This is a genomic window from Mycobacterium sp. 48b, from assembly GCF_048282725.1.
Taxonomy (GTDB): domain Bacteria; phylum Actinomycetota; class Actinomycetes; order Mycobacteriales; family Mycobacteriaceae; genus Mycobacterium.
Genome location: NZ_JBLVUL010000001.1, coordinates 4,732,703 through 4,754,376 on the forward strand (window position 1 = coordinate 4,732,703; position 21,674 = coordinate 4,754,376).

At 68.7% G+C, this 21,674-nt stretch carries 20 protein-coding genes; 5 read left to right on the forward strand and 15 right to left on the reverse strand.

Translation table 11 applies throughout. The annotated features are described in order from the left end of the window. Nucleotides 1-23: 23 nt before the first annotated feature. The 6 genes from ACNQR1_RS23075 to ACNQR1_RS23100 all read right to left on the reverse strand — a co-directional run bounded on the left by ACNQR1_RS23075 (nucleotide 24) and on the right by ACNQR1_RS23100 (nucleotide 6,209). A complete protein-coding gene (locus ACNQR1_RS23075) occupies nucleotides 24-449 on the reverse strand; it encodes an A24 family peptidase (protein ID WP_418048018.1) in 426 nt (141 codons plus the stop codon). A gap of 9 nt (nucleotides 450-458) precedes the next feature. After that, nucleotides 459-1,271: a shikimate dehydrogenase gene (locus ACNQR1_RS23080; RefSeq protein WP_418048019.1), complete on the reverse strand. Its 813-nt coding sequence runs from the start codon at nucleotides 1,269-1,271 to the stop codon at nucleotides 459-461. Further along, nucleotides 1,261-2,505 (reverse strand): endolytic transglycosylase MltG, encoded by a 1,245-nt coding sequence (locus ACNQR1_RS23085; protein ID WP_418048020.1) that lies wholly within the window; start codon nucleotides 2,503-2,505, stop codon nucleotides 1,261-1,263. The genes ACNQR1_RS23080 and ACNQR1_RS23085 overlap by 11 nt, the downstream gene beginning before the upstream one ends. Further along, nucleotides 2,498-3,016 carry a Holliday junction resolvase RuvX gene (gene ruvX, locus ACNQR1_RS23090; protein WP_418048021.1) on the reverse strand — a complete coding sequence of 173 codons (519 nt, stop codon included), beginning with the start codon at nucleotides 3,014-3,016 and terminating at the stop codon, nucleotides 2,498-2,500. The genes ACNQR1_RS23085 and ruvX overlap by 8 nt, the downstream gene beginning before the upstream one ends. Nucleotides 3,017-3,020: 4 nt before the next feature. Continuing rightward, the gene (gene alaS, locus ACNQR1_RS23095) at nucleotides 3,021-5,711 is read right to left on the reverse strand and encodes an alanine--tRNA ligase (RefSeq protein ID WP_418048022.1); all 2,691 of its coding nucleotides are present in this window, start codon (nucleotides 5,709-5,711) and stop codon (nucleotides 3,021-3,023) included. Between the two features lie 108 nt (nucleotides 5,712-5,819). Next, nucleotides 5,820-6,209, reverse strand: a complete 390-nt coding sequence (locus ACNQR1_RS23100) for a secondary thiamine-phosphate synthase enzyme YjbQ (protein ID WP_418050465.1) — start codon at nucleotides 6,207-6,209, stop codon at nucleotides 5,820-5,822. A 128-nt stretch (nucleotides 6,210-6,337) separates the two neighbouring features. On the opposite strand from ACNQR1_RS23100, the gene ACNQR1_RS23105 reads away from it, so the two are divergent. After that, complete coding sequence (locus ACNQR1_RS23105; protein ID WP_418048023.1) at nucleotides 6,338-6,958, forward strand: antibiotic biosynthesis monooxygenase; 621 nt, start codon at nucleotides 6,338-6,340, stop codon at nucleotides 6,956-6,958. An 88-nt stretch (nucleotides 6,959-7,046) separates the two neighbouring features. Next, nucleotides 7,047-7,355 (forward strand): GlsB/YeaQ/YmgE family stress response membrane protein, encoded by a 309-nt coding sequence (locus ACNQR1_RS23110; RefSeq protein ID WP_064887059.1) that lies wholly within the window; start codon nucleotides 7,047-7,049, stop codon nucleotides 7,353-7,355. Nucleotides 7,356-7,427: 72 nt separating this feature from the next. On the opposite strand, the gene ACNQR1_RS23115 is transcribed toward ACNQR1_RS23110, so the two are convergent. After that, on the reverse strand, nucleotides 7,428-8,765 hold the full coding sequence (locus tag ACNQR1_RS23115) for a replication-associated recombination protein A (protein WP_418048024.1): 1,338 nt from the start codon (nucleotides 8,763-8,765) through the stop codon (nucleotides 7,428-7,430). Between the two features lie 31 nt (nucleotides 8,766-8,796). Then, nucleotides 8,797-9,630, reverse strand: a complete 834-nt coding sequence (locus ACNQR1_RS23120; RefSeq protein ID WP_418048025.1) for a DUF3097 domain-containing protein — start codon at nucleotides 9,628-9,630, stop codon at nucleotides 8,797-8,799. A gap of 57 nt (nucleotides 9,631-9,687) precedes the next feature. Here ACNQR1_RS23120 and ACNQR1_RS23125 point away from each other — a divergent pair, with 57 nt between their 5' ends. Next, nucleotides 9,688-10,284 carry a hypothetical protein gene (locus ACNQR1_RS23125; protein WP_418048026.1) on the forward strand — a complete coding sequence of 199 codons (597 nt, stop codon included), beginning with the start codon at nucleotides 9,688-9,690 and terminating at the stop codon, nucleotides 10,282-10,284. On the opposite strand, the gene ACNQR1_RS23130 is transcribed toward ACNQR1_RS23125, so the two are convergent. Together ACNQR1_RS23130 and ACNQR1_RS23135 are read right to left on the reverse strand one after the other, a co-directional pair. Next, the gene (locus ACNQR1_RS23130) at nucleotides 10,268-10,588 is read right to left on the reverse strand and encodes a DMT family transporter (protein ID WP_418048027.1); all 321 of its coding nucleotides are present in this window, start codon (nucleotides 10,586-10,588) and stop codon (nucleotides 10,268-10,270) included. The two genes, ACNQR1_RS23125 and ACNQR1_RS23130, sit on opposite strands and share 17 nt — an antisense overlap. Then, nucleotides 10,585-11,238 (reverse strand): FMN-dependent NADH-azoreductase, encoded by a 654-nt coding sequence (locus ACNQR1_RS23135; RefSeq protein ID WP_418048028.1) that lies wholly within the window; start codon nucleotides 11,236-11,238, stop codon nucleotides 10,585-10,587. The genes ACNQR1_RS23130 and ACNQR1_RS23135 overlap by 4 nt, the downstream gene beginning before the upstream one ends. Before the next feature lie 96 nt (nucleotides 11,239-11,334). Here ACNQR1_RS23135 and ACNQR1_RS23140 point away from each other — a divergent pair, with 96 nt between their 5' ends. Beyond that, nucleotides 11,335-11,961 (forward strand): TetR/AcrR family transcriptional regulator, encoded by a 627-nt coding sequence (locus tag ACNQR1_RS23140; protein ID WP_418048029.1) that lies wholly within the window; start codon nucleotides 11,335-11,337, stop codon nucleotides 11,959-11,961. On the opposite strand, the gene ACNQR1_RS23145 is transcribed toward ACNQR1_RS23140, so the two are convergent. The 4 genes from ACNQR1_RS23145 to ACNQR1_RS23160 are packed head-to-tail and all read right to left on the reverse strand — an operon-like array spanning nucleotide 11,958 to nucleotide 19,885. Continuing rightward, nucleotides 11,958-12,983 (reverse strand): zinc-binding metallopeptidase family protein, encoded by a 1,026-nt coding sequence (locus ACNQR1_RS23145; RefSeq protein WP_418048030.1) that lies wholly within the window; start codon nucleotides 12,981-12,983, stop codon nucleotides 11,958-11,960. The two genes, ACNQR1_RS23140 and ACNQR1_RS23145, sit on opposite strands and share 4 nt — an antisense overlap. After that, nucleotides 12,976-13,893 carry a transglutaminase family protein gene (locus ACNQR1_RS23150; protein WP_418048031.1) on the reverse strand — a complete coding sequence of 306 codons (918 nt, stop codon included), beginning with the start codon at nucleotides 13,891-13,893 and terminating at the stop codon, nucleotides 12,976-12,978. Before ACNQR1_RS23150 ends, ACNQR1_RS23145 begins: the two co-directional genes overlap by 8 nt. Next, the gene (locus ACNQR1_RS23155; protein WP_418048032.1) at nucleotides 13,890-16,580 is read right to left on the reverse strand and encodes a circularly permuted type 2 ATP-grasp protein; all 2,691 of its coding nucleotides are present in this window, start codon (nucleotides 16,578-16,580) and stop codon (nucleotides 13,890-13,892) included. Before ACNQR1_RS23155 ends, ACNQR1_RS23150 begins: the two co-directional genes overlap by 4 nt. After that, nucleotides 16,580-19,885, reverse strand: coding sequence for a DUF2126 domain-containing protein (locus ACNQR1_RS23160; RefSeq protein WP_418048033.1), 3,306 nt, complete (start codon nucleotides 19,883-19,885; stop codon nucleotides 16,580-16,582). The genes ACNQR1_RS23155 and ACNQR1_RS23160 overlap by 1 nt, the downstream gene beginning before the upstream one ends. Nucleotides 19,886-20,015: 130 nt before the next feature. On the opposite strand from ACNQR1_RS23160, the gene ACNQR1_RS23165 reads away from it, so the two are divergent. Continuing rightward, the gene (locus tag ACNQR1_RS23165) at nucleotides 20,016-20,756 is read left to right on the forward strand and encodes a GAP family protein (protein WP_418048034.1); all 741 of its coding nucleotides are present in this window, start codon (nucleotides 20,016-20,018) and stop codon (nucleotides 20,754-20,756) included. On the opposite strand, the gene ACNQR1_RS23170 is transcribed toward ACNQR1_RS23165, so the two are convergent. Continuing rightward, nucleotides 20,743-21,672, reverse strand: coding sequence for a DUF389 domain-containing protein (locus ACNQR1_RS23170; protein ID WP_418048035.1), 930 nt, complete (start codon nucleotides 21,670-21,672; stop codon nucleotides 20,743-20,745). The genes ACNQR1_RS23165 and ACNQR1_RS23170 overlap by 14 nt on opposite strands. Between the last annotated feature and the right edge of the window lie 2 nt (nucleotides 21,673-21,674).

Here is a 21,674-nt window from a genome sequence, read left to right on the forward strand (position 1 = left end):
GTTTGCCTCCCGAAATCCGCCGGCTACACCAACACCAGGGCAACCGCCGCGGCGCTCGCCGCACACATCGAAGGTCCGTGCGGCACAGTGCGGATGCCGCGCGCCGCGGCACCGAGCGCAAGGCATGCGGTGAGCATTGGTGCGGCCAGCGCCGCCAGCAGCCACACGTCGGCACCGAAGGCTCCGGTCATCGCGCCCAGCCCGACCGCGAGCTTGACGTCTCCCCCGCCCAAGGCCCGCGGCGAGCACAGATGCACCACCAGGTACAGCGCAGACAGCGTCGCAGCCCCGGCCAGTGCGGCAAGACCGCGAGCCGCCACGGCCGCCGCCACCAGAACGAGCAGGGCGCCGGGCAGGGTCAGCCAGTTCGGCAGCCTGCGTTCGGCGATGTCATAACCACTGAGCGCCAGCAGCCAGCCGCCCGCGATGACGGTTACCCCCACCCCCATCCATCGAGGCTAAGGCGCCGACAGCGCGTCTCTCATCGCCTCTTTGGGAGCCGGCATGCCGGTGAACTGCTCCACCTGGGCGAAGGCCTGGTTCAGCAGCATCTGCAGCCCGTTGATCGCCTCACCGCCCGCCGCCTCGACAGCCTCGGCCAGCGGGGTCGGCCACGGGTCGTAGATGGCGTCGAGCACGCGCGGCACCCTGGCCAGCGTGCCCGCGTAGGTGGCGGCCGCGGCGGCCGGGATGGTGCTGACGGCCGCATCGGCAGTGGCTGCCGCGTCGGTCAGCGCGGTGCTGCCGATGTCGCACCAGCTGCCCTGCGCTCCGCACCGGCCGGCCAACTCCACCAGCCGCGACGCCTTGCCCTCGTCGCGCGCCACGATGGTGATCCGCTGTACACCGAGCTCGGCCAGGGCCACGACGGCGGCCGGGGCGGTGCCGCCCGATCCGATCACCAGTGCCGAGTCACCGGCGGTGCCGAGCGCCCCGACCACCCCGTCGATGTCGGTGTTGTCGGCGCGCCAGCCACCGGTGGGCATCCTGAGCAGGGTGTTGGCCGAACCCACCAGTTCGGCGCGTTCGGTGCGCTGATCGGCGAACTCCAGTGCGGCGAACTTGCCCGGCATGGTGACCGACAGTCCGACCCATTCCGGGCCGAGGGAACCGACGAGGCCGGGCAGCTGTTCTGCGGTGCACTCGATGCGGTCGTAGGTCCACGCCGGCAGCCCCAGCGCCCGGTAGGCGGCCAGGTGCAGCTGCGGCGAGCGCGAATGGGTGATCGGCGAGCCCAGAACGGCCGCGCGCCGGACTCCCCTATCTGGCACTGTCGAGGACACCGTTGTGCTGCGCCAGTTCGATGTTGGCCAGGTGCTGGTCGTAGTCGCGGGTGAACAGCGTGGTGCCCTGCAGGTCGATGGTCACGAAGTACAACCAGTCCCCCTCGGCCGGACGCTCGGCCGCGGCCAGCGCATCAGTGCCGGGCGAACAGATCGGAGTCTGCGGAAGCCCTTGACTCATATAGGTATTCCACGGGGTGACCTTGGCCCGGTCGTCGTCGGTGGTCGCCACTTCCTGGCGGTCCAGCGGATAGTTCACGGTCGAGTCGAACTCCAGCTTGCGGTTTTCGGCGAGCCGGTTGTAGATCACCCGCGCGACCTTCGCGAAGTCCTGTGGTTTGGCTTCGCGCTGGACCAAGGATCCGACGGTGAGGATCTGATACGGCGACAGCTGCATCGCGGCCGCGGTGTCGAGCAGACCGCTCTGGGTGTAGACGGTGGCACTGCCTGCGATCAGGGTGGACAGGATGTCCTGTGCCGTTCCCGCGGGGTCGACGTTCCAGGTGCCGGGGGCGATCAGCCCCTCCAGCCGCCGGTGGTCGTTGGGCATGGCCGCGACCGGGGCCGCGGCCCAGTCGGGTACCGCCAACGCGGCGGCCGGTGCCGTCTGCGCTGCGGCGCGGAGTTCGTCGACCGGTACGCAACGCTTCTCGCCGTCCAGTTCGACGCACGAGGCCTGAGAGATCAGCGTGAAGATGCCTTCGGTGACAGCCTTGGTCTTGACGTCGGCGATGTCGTCGAGCTGACGACCTTCCGGGATCGTCAGTTTGCCCACCCGGCTATCCGGATCCGCCAGGCGCTCAACGGCATTGGCCGCCGGGATCTCGGTGCGCACCTTGTAGAACCCGGGTTGGATCGCCGAGATCGCCTCGTTCTTGTGGGCCGCGTCGACGAACGCCTTGACCGTCAGGACCACTTTCTTGTCCTGCAGCGTCTTGGCGATGGCCGTCGTGGAGTCGCCGTCGTGGACCTGGATGACGACATCGGCGACACCGTCGCCGGCGTAGTCGTTGGAGGAGCCCGACATGCTGTGCCACAGTTTGGAACCGAGGAACACCGCCCCGATCAACACCACGATGAGTGCTGCCAGGGAGAAACCTCTGGTGACACGCCGCTTCCGGTCGTTGCGGGCTTTGCGAGCGCGCTCGGCCTTGCTCAGCCCGCGCCGCGGTGGTCCGACCACCTCCGGCTTCGCTTTGTCGGCACCCCACTTCTCAGCCATCCATGCCCTCTCCGCGCGCAGCCAGGGCCGCACGCCGCTGATCCAGCCAGCTCTGCAGAATGCCAACCGCAGCGGCCTGGTCGATCATCGCCTTCTGTCCCTCTGCCCGGACTCCCGCTTCACGCAACGACCGCTGAGCCGAAACAGTAGTGAGCCGCTCGTCGGCCAGGCGCACCGGTATCGGGGCGATTCGGCGAGCCAGCAGATCGGCCAGTTCGACGGCGTCGACGGCTGAGCTGCCGGCCCGGTCGGCGAGCGTTCGCGGTAGCCCGACAACGACCTCGACGGCCTCGTACTCGCCGATCAGGGTCACCAGTCTGCGCAGGTGTCTGCCCGACCGGTCCCGTTTGTCCCGCTGAACGGTCTCGACCGGGGTGGCCAGGATCCCGTCGGGGTCGCAACTTGCCACGCCGATCCGCACGGTTCCGACGTCGATGCCGATGCGCCGTCCACGTCCGGGGTCATCGTCCCCTGGGCGGTCCGGTAGCCGGTCGTCGACCGTGTCGGACACGAAGCTAGCCCCGGCCGATCTCGGCGCGCAGCGCGGCCAATGCCGCGTCGATACCCGCCGCCCCCTTACCGGAACCTTGTGCCATGTCCACTTTGCCGCCGCCGCGGCCGTTGACCGCTGCGCTGAACGGCTTGACCAGCTCGTTGGCGCGCAGCCCCAGATCCTGAGCGGCCGGGTTGACCGCGACCACGAAGGGCACCGCGTCGTCCTCGCCCTCGGCGATCAGCGCGATCACCGCCGGGTCGCTGCCGAGCTTGCCCTTGATGTCGCCGACCAGGGTGCGCAGATCACCGCCCGACATGCCACCGGCCATCCGCTGGGCGACGACCCGGACCTTGCCGATGGTCTCGGCGCCTGCCGCCGCGTTGGCCGCCGCGGCCCGGGCGTTGGCCAGGCGGGCCTTGTCCAGTTCCTTCTCGGCGGCCTTGAGACGCTCGACCAGATTGGCCACCCGGGCGGGCACCTCTTCGGAGGGCACCTTGAGCGACGAGGCCAGTCCGGCCATCAGGGCACGTTCCTTGGCCAGGTGGCGGAAGGATTCGAGGCCGACGTAGGCCTCGACCCGGCGGATGCCGGATCCGACCGAGGACTCCCCGAGGATGGTCACCGGGCCGATCTGGGCCGAGTTGTGCACGTGCGTACCACCGCAGAGTTCCAGTGAGAAAGGGCCGCCGATCTCGACCACCCGGACCTGGTCCGGGTAGTTCTCGCCGAACATCGCCATGGCGCCCATCGCCTTGGCCTTGTCCAGGGCGGTGACGAAGGTGTTCACCTGGAAGTCGGCCTCAACCGCCTCGTTGGTGACTTCTTCTATCTGCGAGCGCTGATCATCGGTGAGCGCACCCTGCCAGTTGAAATCGAACCGCAGGTAGCCCGGACGGTTCAGCGAACCGGCCTGAACGGCGGTGGGGCCCAGCACCTGCCGCAGCGCGGCGTGCACCATGTGGGTACCGGAGTGCCCCTGCGTGGCACCATGACGCCACTTCGGATCGACTGCGGCGGTGACGGTGTCACCCTCGACGAACTCACCGGACTCCACGTTGATCCGGTGCGCCCACAGCGTTTTGGCGATCTTCTGCACGTCGGTGACGGCGGCCTTCGCAGCGCCCGAGGCGCCCGTGCCGGAAATCGTTCCCTCGTCGGCGATCTGGCCGCCCGCCTCGGCATAGAACGGGGTGCGGTCCAGGATCAGTTCGACGCGCTCGGCGTCCACGTCCCCGTGCGTCACCACCGGCACCCGCTTACCATCCACGAAAATGCCGAGAATGCGCGCCTCGGTGGACAATTCGTCGAAGCCGGTGAACTCGGTCGGCCCGGTGTCGACCAGCTCGCGGTACGCGGAGAGATCGGCGTGGGCCTGCTTGCGGGCGGCGGCGTCGGCCTTGGCCCGCTGACGCTGCTCGGCCATCAGCGACCGGAAGCCCTGCTCATCGACGGAAAGGCCCGCCTCGGCGGCCATCTCGAGGGTGAGGTCGATCGGGAAGCCGTAGGTGTCGTGCAAGGTGAATGCGTCGGAGCCGGAGAGCACCGTCGTCCCCGACTTCTTCGTCGCCGCTGCGGCGTCGTCGAACAGTCGCGAGCCCGCGGCCAGGGTGCGGTTGAACGCCGTCTCCTCTGCCACCGCGATGCGGTTGATCCGCTCGAAGTCGGTGACCAGTTCCGGGTAGGACGGGCCCATCTCGTCGCGCACGGTGGTCATGAGCCGGCCCATGATCGGTTCCTCGACGCCGAGCAGCTTGGCGGCGCGGATGATGCGGCGCAGCAACCGTCGCAGCACGTAGCCACGACCCTCGTTGCCGGGGCTGACACCGTCGCCGATGATGATCGCCGCGGTGCGGCTGTGATCGCCGATGATGCGGTAACGGACGTCGTCCTCGTGACTGCCCGCGCCGTAACCGCGCGGGGCGATCCCGGCGACCAGATCGATCACCGGCCGCACCAGGTCCGTCTCGTAGACGTTGTCCACGCCCTGCAACAGGCAGGCGATGCGCTCGACCCCCATACCGGTGTCGATGTTCTTGCGCGGCAGCGGCCCGAGGATCTCGAAGTCATCCTTCGAGGTGCCCTCGCCGCGCTCGTTCTGCATGAACACGAGGTTCCAGATCTCGATGTAGCGGTCCTCGTTGGCCTCGGGCCCGCCCTCGATGCCGTATTCGGGGCCGCGGTCGTAGTAGATCTCCGAGCACGGTCCGCACGGTCCTGGGATGCCCATCGACCAGTAGTTGTCGGCCATGCCGCGGCGCTGGATGCGCTCCAGCGGCAGCCCGGCGACTTCCTGCCACAGGGCGATGGCCTCGTCGTCGTCCAGATAGACCGTTGCCCAGAGCTTTTCCGGGTCGAACCCGTAGCCGCCCTCGCTGACCGGGTTGGTCAGCAGGGTCCACGCCAGCTCGATGGCGCCCTTCTTGAAGTAGTCGCCGAACGAGAAGTTGCCTGCCATCTGGAAGAACGTGTTGTGCCGGGTGGTGATGCCCACCTCGTCGATGTCAGGGGTCCGGATGCACTTCTGCACGCTGGTGGCGCGGTCCCACGGCGGGGTCCGGGCACCGAGGAAGTAGGGCACGAACTGCACCATGCCGGCGTTGACGAACAGCAGGTTGGGGTCGTCGAGGATCACCGAGGCACTGGGCACCTCCGTGTGGCCTGCCTTCACGAAATGATCGAGGAAGCGCTTCCTGATCTCGTGTGTCTGCACGTTGCTCGTGTCCTCGTGTTCGTGGGTGGCTGGGGTTGCGCAGGCAACCACCAGTTCGACCGCTTTACATTACCGTTCTGCGCGTTCACGCCGAAAAGGCGACGAGCCTCACGCCCCCAGGAAGCTCAGCCGCACCGACCGCCGTGGGTTGTCGCGGTTCAGATCGACCAGCACCACGCTCTGCCAGGTTCCCAGCAGTGGGCTGCCCGCCTGGACCGGCAGCGTCACCGACGGTGACACCAGCGCAGGCAGCACGTGATCTGCGCCATGACCGAACGATCCGTGGCTGTGCCGGTAGCGGTCGTCGCGCGGCAACAGCCGTTCCAGGGTATCGAGCAGGTCGTCGTCGGACCCCGCACCAGTCTCGATGATGGCCACCCCGGCCGTGGCGTGCGGCACGAACACGTTGCACAGGCCATCGCGGTGCGCGCCGCAGAACGTGCGTACCGAGTCGGTCAGATCGACGATGCGGCGCCGCGAGGTGTCCACGTCGATCACGTCGGTGTCCATCCGACCAGCCTACGAGCCTCCCGCCACACCATTGCCACCTGCGACGCACCGGAGGAAGGTTGGGGGGTGGAACCGGTGGCGCCACCGGGCGCCGCCCTGGCAGGAAGGGGTGGATCGTGTTCGCACGTTCAACCACGATCGCGGCGCGCACCCGGGCCGTCAACGCCGGAATCGCCCATGTCCGCGACGAGGTGATGCCCGCCATAGACACCATCGACGGTTGTGTGGGCCTGTCCCTGATGGTGAACCGGGAATCGGGCGAGTGTGTCCTGACGACAGCCTGGCGGTCTGAAGAGGCGATGCTTGCCAGTGCCGCCGCGGTGGCGCCGATGCGCCATCGGGTGGTGGAGGCATTCGAAGGCACCGCCACCGTCGACGAATGGGAGATCGCGGTGGTCCACCGCGAGCAGTACTCCGGACCCGGCGCCTGGGTAAGGGCGACGTGGCTGCGAACGCGCCCCGAACTGTTCGACCGGGCCGTGGAGTTCTATCGCACCTCGGTACTGCCCGCGATGGAAGACCTCGAGGGGTTCTGCAGCGCCAGCCTGATGATCGACCGCGGGTCCGGCAGAGCCGTCTCCTCGGCCACCTTCGACAGCGCCGACGCGATGGACCGCAACCGCGATCAGGCACGGGCATTGCGCACTGCGCGGCTCCGCGACCTGAGCGCCGATCAGATCGACGTCGGAGAGTTCGAACTCGTCCTGGCCCACCTGCGGGTACCCGAGATGGCCTGACCGAGAACGCGTCCAGAATTGACGGCACCGTTTGGACGGTGATCGCCGGGGGTATCTCCCTCCAGCCCAACACAGCCCTGGAGGAGAAATGACCATCACCGGCATCATCAGCGCGATCCTGATCGGCATTGTCGTCGGCGTGATCGGCCGGCTGATCGTTCCCGGCAGACAACCCATCGGCATTCTGGTGACGATCCTGGTCGGCATCGTCTCCGCGTTCATCGGTACCGCACTCGCACGCGCCATGGGCGTCCCCACGGCGACCAGCGGCGTCGACTGGCTCGAGCTACTCGTCCAGGTCATCGTGGCCGCGCTCGGGGTGGCCCTGATATCCGCTCTCATGGGACGCAGAAGGACCGGCATCCTCGGAACCCGACGGTCCGGCCTGCTGCGCTGACCAGCTGCCCCGCACCACGGCCCCGGTTGAATGTTCAACCGGGGCCGTGGTTTTCGCTTCACCTCGGCGGCGTCAACGCCTGCGGCGAATGATGGCCCGCAGCTTGTCCACCCGGGAGACCAGCTCGCGTTCGAAACCGCGCCCGGTCGGCTGGTAGTAGTCCGTTCCCACCAGATCGTCTGGCGGATACTGTTGTGGCACAACACCGTCGGGATGATCGTGGGCGTACTTGTATCCCACCGCGTTGCCGAGTTTCTGCGCTCCCGAGTAATGGCCGTCGCGCAGATGCGGGGGCACCAGCCCGGCCTTCCCGGCCCGGATGTCGCTCATCGCCGCACCCAACGCCGCGGTCACCGCATTGGACTTGGGCGCGGTGGCCAGATGCACCGTGGCATGCGCCAGCGTCAGCTGCGCTTCGGGCATCCCGATCAGTTGCACGGTCTGGGCTGCGGCGACCGCGGTCTGCAGCGCGGTCGGGTCGGCCATCCCGATGTCCTCGCTCGCCAGGATCATCAACCGGCGCGCCACGAAGCGTGGGTCCTCCCCCGCCACCAGCATCCTGGCCAGGTAGTGCAGGGCCGCGTCGACGTCGGATCCGCGTACCGACTTGATGAAGGCGCTGACGACGTCGTAGTGCTGGTCACCGTCGCGGTCGTAACGCACGGCCGCCTTGTCCAGCGACTGCTCGATGATCTCAACGGTGACCCGCTCACCGGGTTCGGCCGCCACCTCCAACGCGGTCAGCGCCCTCCGCGCATCGCCGGCGGAGAGCTGCACCATGAGGTCGACGGCCTCATCGGTGACCTCGACCGCACCACCGAGGCCCCGCGCGTCGGTGATCGCGCGGCGCAGCACGGTCTCGATGTCCTGCGGGGTCAGCGGCTGCAACTGCAGGATCAATGATCGCGAGAGCAGCGGTGCGACCACCGAGAACGACGGGTTCTCGGTGGTGGCGGCCACCAGCAGCACGACCCGGTTCTCCACGGCCGCCAGCAGCGCGTCCTGCTGGGTCTTGGAGAAGCGGTGCACCTCGTCGATGAACAGCACGGTCTGTTCGCCGTGATGCACGAGAGCAACACGCGCCTTTTCCAACACCGCGCGGACTTCCTTGACGCCCGCGCTCAGCGCCGACAGCGCCTCGAACCGGCGGCCGGTGGCCTGCGAGATCAGCGAGGCCAGGGTGGTCTTGCCGGTGCCGGGCGGGCCGTAGAGGATCACCGACGCCGCGCCGGACCCCTCCACCAGGCGGCGCAACGGCGAGCCCGCCTGCAGCAGGTGGGTCTGGCCGACGACTTCGTCGAGCCCGGCCGGGCGCATCCGCACCGCCAGTGGAGCGGTGCCGGGTGCGGTGAGCGACCCGGGGTCACCCGGCCCCGGGTCGCCTGGCACGTCGAACAAACCGTCGGACACGCCTTCTGCTTACCACGCCGACGCGACAGGGCTACGCCGGTGCGGTGACGAAGTCGATGAGTTCCTCGACCCGGCCGATCAGCGCGGGCTCCAGGTCGTTCCAGTCGCGGACCCGGCCGCGGATCCGCTGCCATGCGCGCGCGATGTCGGCCTGATCCTGGTGCGGCCAGCCCAGCGCCTCGCAGATGCCGTGTTTCCACTCCACGTTGCGTGGAATCGTCGGCCACGCCTTCATCCCGAGCCGGGCCGGTTTGACGGACTGCCAGATGTCAACGAACGGATGTCCGACCACCAGGGTGTGCCCGCCGCCGGGGCCGCGGCGAACCGCCTCGGCGATACGTGCCTCCTTGGAGCCGGTGACCAGGTGGTCGACCAGCACGCCCAGCCGGCGCCCTGGGCCGGGCGCGAACTCGGACACGATGTCGGCCAGGTCATCGACGCCACCGAGGTATTCGACGACGACACCTTCGATACGCAGATCAGCGCCCCAGACCTGCTCGACGAGCTCGGCGTCGTGGCGGCCCTCCACATAGATCCGGCTGGCCAGCGCGACCCGCGCCTTGGCATTCGGCACCGCGACCGATCCCGACGCCGTGCGCGACGGTGCCGCGGTCCGCTTGGGCACCACGAGACTGACGGGCTTGCCGTCGATCAGGAAACCCGGCCCCATCGGGAAAGCCCGCACCTTGCCCCGGCGGTCCTCGAGTTCGACTCGGCCGCCCTCGACCCGTACCACCGCACCCACGTAACCGCTCTGGGCATCCTCGACGACCAGGCCCTTGTCCGCGGGCTGCTCCTTCGATCGAGTCAGCTTCGGGGTGTGCGGATTTCGGGCCAGGATGTCGGAACCGTAGCGATCAGTCACGCGGCGATCCTAGGAACGCCCGCGGCGAAATCATGGTTGCGACATACGATCGTGATCGTGCTGTTAGATCGGCTGACTGCCGACGGCATTGCCGACGGGACCATCTCGCTGGTGCTACGGCGCTGGGACAAGCCCCGGGCCAAACCCGGCGGAACCCAACGCACCCAGGCCGGCACGATTCGAATCGAGTCGGTCACCGAACACCCGGGCGATTACCGGATCAATGCCGCGCAAGCCCGCGCCGCCGGATATCCGGATGCCGCAACGGCGCAGTCTCAGCTCGACCGGAGACCCGCCGCGCACACCTACCTCATCGGAGTCTCGTATCTGGGTCCCGACGAGCGGCCCGTTCTGGCTGCCGACGACGCGCTGTCCGACGCCGACGTCCGGGCGATCGACGAGCGGCTGAACCGCTGGGACGCGGCAGGCGGTGACGGTGCATGGACCCGCCGGTACCTGGCGATGATCGCTGCCAACGAAGCCGTCCGCGCGCCGGACCTGGCGGCGCGCGTCGGCCTCGAAGTGCCGCGGTTCAAACGACGGGTGCGCCAACTCAAGGGACTGGGCCTGACCGCCAGCCTCGACGTCGGCTATCGGCTCGCCCCGCGGGGGCGCGCCTATCTGGCGGCCACCGGGGTCAACCCGGATTCGTGAACCGGGCGAGCGCGATCCCGCCCACGATCATCGACAGGGCCAGGGCCCGCCCCACGCTCAACGGGTCGCGGTGGATGAGCATCCCCAACGTGATGGCGCCGACCGCGCCGATACCGGTGAAGACCGCGTATGCGGTGCCGACCGGCAGCCCGCGCATCGCCAACGACAGCAGGTACACCGACAGCGCCCCGACCGCAACGCACACGACCGTGGGCAGTGGACGGGTGAAACCTTCGGTCGGCTTGATGCTCTGCGACCAGGCGACCTCCACCAGCCCCGCCAAACCCAGTATCAGCCAGCTCATCTCGCATACTCCGCCCCAAGGTCGCGTGCCGCTGCGAGGGCCTGCGTGAGCGAGTCGTCGTGCACGGACCGGAACTGCGCCAACGCGGGATCCACCAGCGCGTTGGCCATTTCGGCGTTGATGAACACGGTGTCTGCCACCGCGTAGTGTCCGGCGACGAAATCCCGCAAGAACCGCTCCTGGTAGTCGAATGCGGCTTTGGGTGAGCCGGGCGAGTAGGCGCCACCACGGGCAGTAGCCACCACAAACCGTCTCGGCGCCAGGGACATTCGCGGGAAGGTCACCTGGTCCAGCCAGGCCTTGAGCGAGGCGGGGATGGAGTAGTTGTACATCGGCGTCGCGATCAGCACGACGTCAGCCGCGCGCAGTTCACTCAGAAGCGGCGCCACGATCGCCCAGGCCGTGGCCTGCTCGGGCGTCCTCGCCAATCCTTCGAGCCGGTCCAGATCGGTGCCGCCCGCAGCCAGTACCGCGTCACAGAGTTCGGTCCAGCCCTCACCGATGAAGGGCACGGGATCGGCAGCGACGTCCCGGTAGAGGTAACGCCCACTCGGGCAGGCAGCCCGCCACGACCGGGCGAACTCTGCGCCGATCTGCCGACTGACGGAACGACTGCGGGCGCTCGCGTCGATGTGAAGAAGCGTGGTCATGACAACCTCCAAGTAAGTGGACGCTACGTCCGGTTCAGCCTTCCAAACAACCGGACACTTCGTCCAGTTATTTCCCGGATCGGTTAGAGTGCACTGATGGAAATCGGCGCAGACCTCCTTGCGGCCGACGACGGCGGCTCCGAACGGATCGGCGCGGAGCGGGCCGATGCGGCGCGCAACCGCGCGAAAATCCTTGCGGCGGCCGCCACGGTGTTCGCCAGTCGCGATCCGCGGACAGTCACGATGGACCACATCGCGACGGCGGCCCACGTCGGGCGGGGCACGCTGTATCGCCGATACCCGAGCACCGCCGCCGTCGCCGAGGCGCTGCTCGATGAACACGAACGCACGTTGCAGCAGCAGTTGTTGTCCGGCCCGCCGCCGCTGGGACCGGGCGCGCCACCGGCCGAACGACTCTCGGCGTTTTACGCCGCGATGATCGAACTCCTGGATACGCATGCCGATCTGGCACTCGGCGCCGAGACCGGGGGCGCCCGGTTCGCCACCGGGGCATACGGCTTCTGGGCAGCACATGTGCGCGCCCTGTTGGCCGAAGCCGGTGTGGCCGAACCGGATCCACTGGTGGATGTGCTACTGGCGCCATTGGCAGCGGAGAGCTTCACCCACCAGCGTGCACGGGGAATCAGCGTCGAGCAGATCAAGGGGGCGCTGTCCCGGCTCGCCCACGGGATACTCGATCCCGTCAGGCCACCGGTGGCCTAGGCGGTGACCTCGTCGATGACGGTGTGAACGAAGCGCATCTTCTCCAGCACCGCCGGAGGCAACACGAACGGGTACAGATCGACATGGCCCATCGACCGGTTCACCATGTTCAGCGACCACGCCAGTGGCAGCCACATCTCGATGATGGTGTCGAAACCGCTGGGCCCCAGTATTTTCCGCTCGAAAGTCGCCCCGGCAGCGGCGAACCCGAAGGCCGCCGCAGTGTCCAACGTGTCGCGGATGTGCAGGTAGTGCGCAAAGGTCTCGGCCCAGTCCTCTGCCGCGTGCATGGTGGCGTACGACGAGACGAACTCGTCTTCCCAGCCCGCGGGCGGACCTTCCTGGTAGTGCCGATCCAGCGCGGCCTGATAGTCGGCGTCCGGATCTCCGAACAACTCCCGGAACCGCGCCGAGTAGCCCTCCGACGGGTCGACCAGCCGATAGAAGTAGTAATGGCCGATCTCGTGGCGGAAGTGGCCCAGCAGCGTCCGATACGGCTCGTCCATCGCGATCCGCAGCTGCTCACGGTGCACATCGTCGCCCTCGGCGAGATCCAGGGTGATGACCCCGTTGTGATGGCCGGTGAACACCTTGTCCGTCGCGCTGGAGAGCAGGTCGAACGCCAGACCGAACTCGGGGTCCTGATCCCGCCCGACGATCGGCAGCTTCAGCTCGTGGAGTTCGGCGATCAACCGGCGCTTGGCCTGCTCCGCCTCGGCGAACGCCGCCAGCGCCGCGGTATCGGTGTCGGCCGGCCGGGTGCGGGTCAGTGCGCACGAGGCGCACAGCTGATCGCCCTGACCGATCCGGACGAGCCAATTGCACTCGGCCAGATGCAGATTCGCGCACAGCTGAAACTTGTCCTCGTCCACCGCGCCTGCGTGGCCGTTCTGGTCGGTGTCGGTGATCACCAGCAGCGCCATGTCGTCGACCGAGAACCCCAGCGCACTGCCGCAGGAAAGACACAGGGAGTTCTCGAACGCCAGGCGCTGACCACAGTTCGGGCAATTGAAATCACGCATGCAGCAACCCTCCTCGATCCGGCGGGTACGGTGCCACGTCCACCGACACCTCGATCACACTACTGTCCGAATCTGTGTAGATGATGCCGCGCAACGGCGGCACGTCGGCATAGTCGCGGCCGAATCCGGCCGCGATGTAGCGCTCGTCCACCATCTGGTCGTTGGTGGGATCCATTCCCAGCCAGACGTTCTGCGGCGTCCACACCGACGCCCAGGCATGCGTCGCGTCCACCCCGATCATCCGCTCCTTTCCGGGCGGCGGATCGGTGGCGAGGTAACCCGACACGTAGCTGGCGGCCAGGCCGTTGGCCCGCAGGCAGGCGATCGCCAGCCGGGCGAAGTCCTGGCACACGCCCTCCCGAGCCGCCAGCACTTCGGCCACCTGGGTCGACACCGTCGTCGAACCCGACCGGTAGGTGAAGTCGGCGTAGATCCTCGACGTCAGTTCGCGCAGCACCTCGATCAGCGGCCGCCCCGGCACAAAACTCGGTGCGGCGTATTCGCGCACCGCATCGGTGATCTCGGGTGGCGACAGGTCCAAGGTGAACTCGGCGGCCAGTGCGCCGTCCCCGCCGACCGGGCGGGCCAGCTCCCACGGCGCCCGCGCCGACGCTCCTGAATAGCGTTCGGGTTCAGGCGGATCCACCTCCACCACCGAGTGGCTGGTGATCTGCAGCGTGCGGTGACGCTCGGTGACGTGAAAGTACGAGCTGGTGTTGCCATACGCGTCGCGGCTGGTGGACCGGTCCGCCGCGTCCGGTTCGATCACCAGTTCGTGGGACAGGCACCGCTGCCAGTCCAGGTCGCGCGGCGTGAGAAACCCCCGGCCATAGGAGCTGGTGACATCGTCGGAGTACCGGTAGACGGTGCGATGGGTGATCTCGTAGCAGCGCGTGCTGGGTCCGGTCACGGCACCACCCGCCGTTCGTCAGGCCCCCACAGCGGTTGCATGCCGCCGGGCAGGGACAGGTGGGCCGCGGTGATGACGCCGGACAGGTCCCGCAGTCCGGTGTGCATACCGTCGAGCAGAGCAGCCAACTCGGCGCGTCTGCCCTCGTCGGTGACCTCCTCGAGATCGGCCGGGTCCAGCCGCCGCAACCGGGTGGCCAGTTCGTCGACCAGGCGTTCCGAACGCGACGAGCCCGACGATCCGGGCAGGGTCTTGAGGCCGGTCCGGATTCGCTCCAGCTGGTAGATCAACGATCTGGGGTTCTCCGCATCGAACAACACCAGTTCGGCGATCGCCGCGATCTTGATCTGGCCGGGGTTGCGCCGTCGGTAGATCACCGATGATTCACAGGCCACCAGGGCCGACTCGGTCACCGCACGCTCGGCGTCGGCGCTGCGCACCGTCGTCAGGGTGGAACGCAGCAGCGCGGTCAGCGCCAGGCCCCGCTCGATCCGCTTGCCGAGATCCATCATGGTCCAGCCGATGTCCTGCACCATCGACTCCGCGGCCACCCCGGACAGCGCCAGCATCCCGGCCAGCGTCTGGTTGTGCGCGTTGGCGAGATAGAGGTCTGCGGCGGTGGGTGATTCGGGCGGAGCGGCCGACGGTCGCATCACCGCGCGTTCCACCCCGGCCAGCACCATCCAGGTGTCGTTGGACATCTGGTCACGCACCGACCGTGCCGCCAACGCGAGGCGCTCGACCGATTGGGCCAGCGAGCCCGGCCGGTGCCGGTCGGCGGTGGCCGACCACAGCGTGGCCGGGGCGATCGCGACCATCTCGTGGTCGTCGCCGGTGTCGCCGGTATCGGTGCCCGTGATCGATCCGACTGCCGCCAACAGCACCGGAACACATTGGCTTTCTTCGAGATCCGGGCGATAGCGGAACTCGTGGTAGCGCTCCCGGGTGACGGTGAGCAACCGGGCCATACCCTCGGCGCGCTCGGCGTAGCGTCCCATCCAGAACAGGTCCGAGAGCACACGGGGCGAGCTGACCGCCCGGGTCGGACTGGGGATCGCACCGGGGGCGACCAGCTCCACCGACACCACCGGGGCGCGCCCGGCGGTGACGCGGTGCGGTGTGCGCACCCAGACATCCTTGGCGGCAAGGGTGTTCATCCGGTAGGCGGCATGCCCTGGGGCGACCACGTAGCCCAGACCACCGATCATCGGGGCGTACCCGCCGCGTTGCGCGACCGTGAACAGCCGCATGCCGACGTTTCCGGCCGCCAATCCCTTGGCCCGGTAATCGGTTGGCGCGGTGGAGAACTGAGGAAGTTCCTGCCCCACCCACCCGGTCGGATCGGCCTCGATTCGGGCCGCCAGGTTCTCGCGGGCGGCCGTCGAGAGCATCGGCCCGACGATGGTCTCACCGCCGGTCACCGGCCGGATCAACAGCGAGGACAGTTTGGTGAGAAGGTGGGAGCGCTCGATGTCTATGCCGCCCCAGTACATCGGAGCGGTCGTCAGCTGCGGCGTCTCGTCGAGCAGCAGCTCGGCCAGCTGCGGCAGAAACCGGGCCAGGCCCGGACTTTCCAGAACTCCGCTACCGAGCGTGTTCACCACCGTCACCGCGCCTCGCCGCAACACCTCGACCAGGCCGACCACCCCGAGCCGGGAATCGGGGCGCAGATCGAGCGGGTCAACGTAATCGGCGTCGACGCGGCGCAACACCACGTCGACGCGTTTGAGGGTGCCCAGCGACCGCATCCACAGCGTGCCGTCGCGGACCACCAGATCGGCACTCTCCACGAGCGGGAAGCCGAGCACTCCGGCCAGATAGGCCTGGTCGAAGGCGGTCTCGGAATGGATGCCGGGACTGAGCACCACCACCACGGGCTCCTCGGCAGCCTCGGGTGCCGCGTCCAGAAGCGCCAGGCGTAGCGCCTGGGCCCAGGGCGAGGCCGGCCGCGGGCCGATCCGCTCGTAGAGGTCGGGGGCCGCGTGGGCGATGACGCGGCGGTCGGCCAGCGCGTAGCCGGCACCCGAGGGTGCCTGCGTCCAGTCCGCGTTGACGACGAATGCACCGTCGTCGCCGCGGCTGATGTCGCAGCCGTGCAGAAACAGTTGATGGCGTCCGGGCACCATGATCCCGCGGGCGGCGCGCACGTACCCGGGGTGGGCGAACAGCAACTGGGCGGGCAGCACCCCGCTGGTGATCGAGCGCCGGGCCCCGTAGAGATCGCCCAGAACGGCATCCAGCAGCCGGGAGCGCTGCACCAGGCCCGATTCCAGGCCGTCCCAGTCCTCTGCCGAGACGACCAGCGGCAGGGCATCGAGACGCCAGGGGCCGGGCACCGCGGTTCCGTCGCCGTCGGTGACCACCTCCCCGTGGCGGTCCACCTGGATGTAGGTGATGCCGTCGTTGTCGACGAGGCCGCGCACCACCGCCCGCAACCGGTCCAGTCCGTCGCGGCCGCGCTCGCCGACACCCTCGGCCAGCTCCCGCCAGGCCGGGCGGACATCGCCGGATGCATCGACCAGCTCGTCGTAGCCGGCACCGCCACCGTCGTCGCGCACGTCGAAGAGCGCCTGCTGGGCCCGGGAGCTGCGATAGGCAGCCAGCACGCCGTCGACATCCACACCGGTGTCCGTGGCTACACCGGTGGCCAGAGCGGGCTCCGGTGAGCCATTCGCACGTAGAACCATCAGTGAAGAACGGTACGCACCCGGCGGAGATCCAGAATTCCGGGCGCGCCGACATCAGTGGATTGGCGCGCCTGCTTCTCCTTGAGATCCGACAGGTCGATGGTGCCCGGGGTGAACCCCGTCGCTTCGAACCGGCGGCCGCGCCGCGATTCGGCCTCGACGGCGTTGACGGGCGGGGTGTCGTAGGACCGTCCACCCGGGTGAGCGACGTGGTAGGTGCAGCCGCCCTTGGACTGTCCTGTGGTGGCGTCCACGAGTTCGAACCGCAGCGGGGAGTCCACGGTGATCGTCGGGTGCAGTGCGCTGGGTGGCTGCCAGGCGCGGAACCGCACACCGCCCACCTGGATGTCGGGATTGTCGGTGGCCAGCAACGGAATCGGGTAACCGTTGGCGGTCACGATGTAGCGGTGCCGGTCGGCCCCGACCAGCCGCACCTGGACCCGTTCCACCGACGAGTCCACGTAGCGGGCGGTGCCCCCGGCAGTCGACTCCTCCCCCAACACGTTCCACGGTTCGATCGCGCCGCGCAGCTCGATCTCCACGCCGTCGCACACCGTGGTCCCCACCCGCGGGAACCGGAACTCGGTGAAGGGATCCAGCCAGCTGGTGTCGAAGTTGATGCCGTGCGCCCGCAGGTCGGCCGCGACCTGGGCGATGTCCTGGATCAGGAAGTGCGGCAACAGGTATCGGCCGTGCAGGTTGGCACCGTGGCGGATCAGTGGAGCCCGCAGCGGCTCCTCCCAGAACCGGGCCACCAGCGCGCGCACCAACAGCGACTGCACCATCGCCATCTGGAAGTGGGGCGGCATCTCGAAGCCACGCAACTCCAGCAGCCCCAGTCGTCCTCGTGCACTGTCGGGGCTGTAGAGCTTGTCGATGCAGAATTCGGCGCGGTGGGTGTTGCCGGTGATGTCGGTGAGCAGGTGGCGGAGTGCCCTGTCGGTGACCCAAGCTTGTGAAGACCCGCCTGCGGCGGAAAGCCGCGCGATCTCGGCGAAGGCGATCTCCAGCTCGTAGAGCGCTTCGGACCGGCCCTCGTCGACCCGCGGCGCCTGGGAGGTGGTGCCGATGAACCGGCCGGCGAACAGGTAGGACAGGGCGGGGTGGCGCTGCCAGTAGGTGAGCAGCGAGACCAGCAGATCGGGCCGGCGCAGCAGTGGCGAGTCGGCCGGCGTGATGCCACCGAGGGTGATGTGGTTGCCGCCGCCGGTACCGCCGTGCGTTCCGTCCACGTCGAACGATTCGGTCGACAGCCGGGCCTGCCGGGCCTGCTCGTAGAGGGTCTCCAGTTGGGCCTTCTGCTCGGCGAAGCCGGCGGTCGGGGCGACGTTGACCTCGATGACGCCCGGATCCGGGGTCACCGACATGGACGTGAGGCGGGGGTCCGGTGGCGGTCCGTACCCTTCGATCACCACCGGCGTGTCCAGCTTGGCGGCCGCAGACTCGACGCGGGCCACCAGGTCGACGAAGTCGTCGAGCGCCTCGGTCGGGGGCAGGTAGACGTAGAGGAACCCGGACCGGATCTCGGCGACCAGCGCCGTGGTGGGTGCGTCGTCGGCGGGCTCGAGCGCGGCCTCGTCGGGTTCGGCGCGCACGTCGGTGCGCCGTGACAGCGGGTCGGCGTCATAGGCCGGGGGCGGTGGACGCCAGCTGATCGCATCCAGCGGCAGCCGCAACCCGGCCGGTGAATCACCCTCGGTGAGCACGATCCGCCCGCGCCGCAGCTGCCAGTCCGCACTGGCCCAGCCGGAGCCGTCGGCGCGGCGGTGCAGGGGAAGGACGTAGGCGGCAGGCCGATCGACCGGGGTGTCGAGCCGGGCCAGCAGCTCGGCCCGGGCGTCCGGGGTGTCATCGGCCAGATCGTCGGCCGCGGCCACCGGCTCGCCCGCCGGCTGACGCGCGGCGGCCGCCAAACGGCTCAGCGCATCCTCATACGCCGGGCGAACCTGACCGGCGGGAAGCCCGAATTCGGCGGCGACCGTCGCGAGCAGGCGCTGACCGGCGTCGTCGGCCAGGGCGGGCACCTCCCCACCCCACGGATCGGCCAGCAGCGCCGCATCGTTCCACAGCGGCTCGCCGTCGGTACGCCAGAACAGGCCGATCTGCCAGCGCGGCAACGGCTCTCCCGGATACCACTTGCCCTGGCTGCGCTGGATCAGCCCGGCCGGCGCCCACACCGCCTTGAGACGGGCCGCGAGCACCGAGGCTCGCTCGCGCTTGTGCGCGCCGTCGGCGTCCGTGGTCCATTCCGGATCCACCTGGTTGTCGATCGAGACAAACGTCGGCTCGCCCCCGACCGTGAGCCGCACGTCGCCGTCGGCCAGGCGCTGATCGACCTCGGCGCCCAGCTTGGTGATCGCGGTCCAGGCGGCGTCGGTGTACGGCAGCGTCACCCTCGGGTCCTCGTGGATCCGGGTGACCAGGTTGGAGAACTCCAGCGTGGATTCACACGGTCCGGTGGCACCGGTGATCGGCGCCGCCGACTCCGGGTGCGGGGTCGCCGAGAGCGGGATGTGACCCTCCCCGGCGAACAGTCCCGACGTCGGGTCCAGGCCGATCCAGCCCGCGCCCGGGATGTACGCCTCGGCCCACGCGTGCAGGTCGGTGAAATCCGCAGTGGGGCCGGACGGTCCGTCCAGCGCCTGCACATCGGAGGTCAGCTGGACCAGGTAGCCCGAGACGAACCGCGCCGCCAGCCCCAGCTGACGCAGGACGGACACCAACAACCAAGCCGAGTCACGGCACGACCCGATTCCGGTGCGCAGCGTGACGTCGGGGGTCTGCACACCGGGTTCCATCCGCACGGAGTAGCCGACATCGGCGTTGACCGCGCGGTTGAGCGCCACCAGATAGTCGATCGTGCGGGTGCCGGGCGGCACGGTGAAATTGCTCACCCACGCCTTGAGGAGTTCACCCGGTCCCGACCCCTCACCCGCCTCGTCGACCGGGCGCAGGTACGGCTTGAGATCCTCCAGCAGCGCCTTGGGGTACTCGAAGCCGAAGCTCTCGGCGTAATCCTCGATGAAGAAGTCGAACGGGTTGATCACCTTCAGGTCGGCGATGAGCGCCACGGTGATGGTCAGTGTGCGGGCCCGGTCCGGAAACACCAAGCGGGCCAGGAAGTTCCCGAATGCGTCCTGCTGCCAGTTGATGAAATGGCCGGCCGGCTCGACGGTCAGCGAATACGCCTCGATGGGGGTGCGTGAGTGCGGCGCCGGGCGCAACCGGATGACGTGTGGATGCAGCTCCACCAACCGGTCGAAGGTGTAGCTGGTGCGGTGCTCCAGCGCCACTTTGATCCCCATCTGCAAATCCCACCACAAGGCGCACTCCCCCGCACTGCGGGCAACAGACGGCCGCCGTCGACACGCCCGGATTCGGCCGGATTCGGTCGGCGCTGGTTGAATTCAGCGGTGGAGTGACTGAGCTGAAGGGATGTGGCCGCCCGCGATGTGGAGCACCGTGCTGGTGATGGCCGCCGTGGCGGCAATCGATCCCCTGCGAATCGGGGTCGTTGCCTTCATGCTGTCGCGGTCACGGCCGGTGCGGTTGCTGCTCCCGTTCTTCCTGTTCGCCTTCACCGCCAATGTCGCGGTGGGCGCCGCCGTGGTGTTCGTGTTCAAGAACGCCACCGGCGACGGAGGCAGCTCGATGTCGCCGGGACTGGAGATCGGTATCGGCGCCGTGGCACTGGTGATCGCGGTCCTTTCGCTCACCGGACAGCTCGAACGCCTGTTCAACCGGGTACGCGCGCGCCGGGCGGTACCGGCTGCGGTGGGCGACGGCACCGAACCGCCCACGGTGGACGCCGTGCCTGCTCTGTCGAAACTGCCTGCGGGCATGCAGTCCGCGCTGCGCGGTGAGGCTCCGTGGGCCGCGGCCCTGCTCGGCCTCATCAACGGTTTCCCCACGCCCTACTACCTGGCGGCGATGGCCGCGGCCCTCACCTCGGGTGCAGCGTTGGCCGAGCAGATGGCCGCGTTGGTCGTGTTCAACCTGGTCGGTTTTCTGGCGGCGCTGATCCCGATCGTCAGCTTCTGGGTCGCGCCGGAGGCCACCCGGTCAGGCGTCGAGCGGTTGTATGCCTGGATGGGGCGCCATCATCGACTGGTGGTGGCGGTGATCGCCGGCGCGGTCGGAGTGTTCTTCCTCGCCTCGGGCATCAGCCACTTGTGACGGCGCGACCGACCTTCGCGCGACGGTAGACCGCGAGCGTCAGGACTCCGGCCGACGTGATGCCCAGCAGGTTCACCAGCAACTGCAATACGGAGTCGGCGGCGACGCCCCAATCGCCCACGGTAGCGGCCACCACGGCGAAACCGGCGGCGGGCACGGTCGTCACCGAGATGAAGACTCCCACCAGCGCCTCGGATTTCGACGACACGAGCGACAGCATTCCGGCGGCGCCGGCCAGAAGTGCGACGACGAATGAGAACGGTCCCACCCGGAAGATGAAATCGACCTCGGTGAGTTCACTGAAGGCGGTCAGTTGCACCCAGCCCAGCGCCTCGAAACCGAGCGTCGCGACCCCGGTGACGACCATGGCCAGCGGGAAGCCCACCAACAGAGCCGCGCCGGCGCGGCGCGCCAGCGACATCCGGCGTTGGACCAGCGCGACCGCGAGTGCCGCGAGCGGGCCGAACTCCGGGCCCACGACCATTGCCCCGACCACGGTGATGGCCGAATCGGTCACCACGCCGATCGCGGCGAGCAGGCACGCGATGCACAGGAACATCAGGTAGGTCACGCTGAGGCTGGACTCCTCGCGGGTGCGCGACACCAGCTCGTCCCAGATCACCGCATCGGCCCCGTCGCCTCCCGCGACGTCCTCGGCGTGATAGGCCGCGCTGGACAGGACGGTGTCGAGCGGCTCGAGGGTGATGGCGCCGAAATGCTGCACATCAAGGGATTTCAGGCGCTGGACGACGTCGTCAGCGGCTTCGCGGGCGACATCAGCGGTGAACTGGTCGCCGACGGGATCGAGGGCGGCATCGGGCAACAACACGATGTGGGCGACGCCGGGCTGCTCGTGCAGGACCCGGAGGATGGGTTCACGCAGATCGGCAGGCGCTATGACGCGTAAGTGCAGCACGG

Coding starts and splice junctions, on each gene's coding strand:
- ACNQR1_RS23145 (WP_418048030.1), bottom strand. CDS start 12,983: ATGCGTGATTTCAATTGCCCGAACTGTGGTCAGCGCCTGGCGTTCGAG.
- ACNQR1_RS23155 (WP_418048032.1), bottom strand. CDS start 16,580: ATGGTTCTACGTGCGAATGGCTCACCGGAGCCCGCTCTGGCCACCGGT.
- ACNQR1_RS23085 (WP_418048020.1), bottom strand. CDS start 2,505: ATGGCTGAGAAGTGGGGTGCCGACAAAGCGAAGCCGGAGGTGGTCGGA.
- ACNQR1_RS23110 (WP_064887059.1), top strand. CDS start 7,047: ATGACCATCACCGGCATCATCAGCGCGATCCTGATCGGCATTGTCGTC.
- ACNQR1_RS23135 (WP_418048028.1), bottom strand. CDS start 11,238: ATGACCACGCTTCTTCACATCGACGCGAGCGCCCGCAGTCGTTCCGTC.
- ACNQR1_RS23130 (WP_418048027.1), bottom strand. CDS start 10,588: ATGAGCTGGCTGATACTGGGTTTGGCGGGGCTGGTGGAGGTCGCCTGG.
- ACNQR1_RS23160 (WP_418048033.1), bottom strand. CDS start 19,885: ATGGGGATCAAAGTGGCGCTGGAGCACCGCACCAGCTACACCTTCGAC.
- ACNQR1_RS23165 (WP_418048034.1), top strand. CDS start 20,016: ATGTGGCCGCCCGCGATGTGGAGCACCGTGCTGGTGATGGCCGCCGTG.
- ACNQR1_RS23075 (WP_418048018.1), bottom strand. CDS start 449: ATGGGGGTGGGGGTAACCGTCATCGCGGGCGGCTGGCTGCTGGCGCTC.
- ACNQR1_RS23140 (WP_418048029.1), top strand. CDS start 11,335: ATGGAAATCGGCGCAGACCTCCTTGCGGCCGACGACGGCGGCTCCGAA.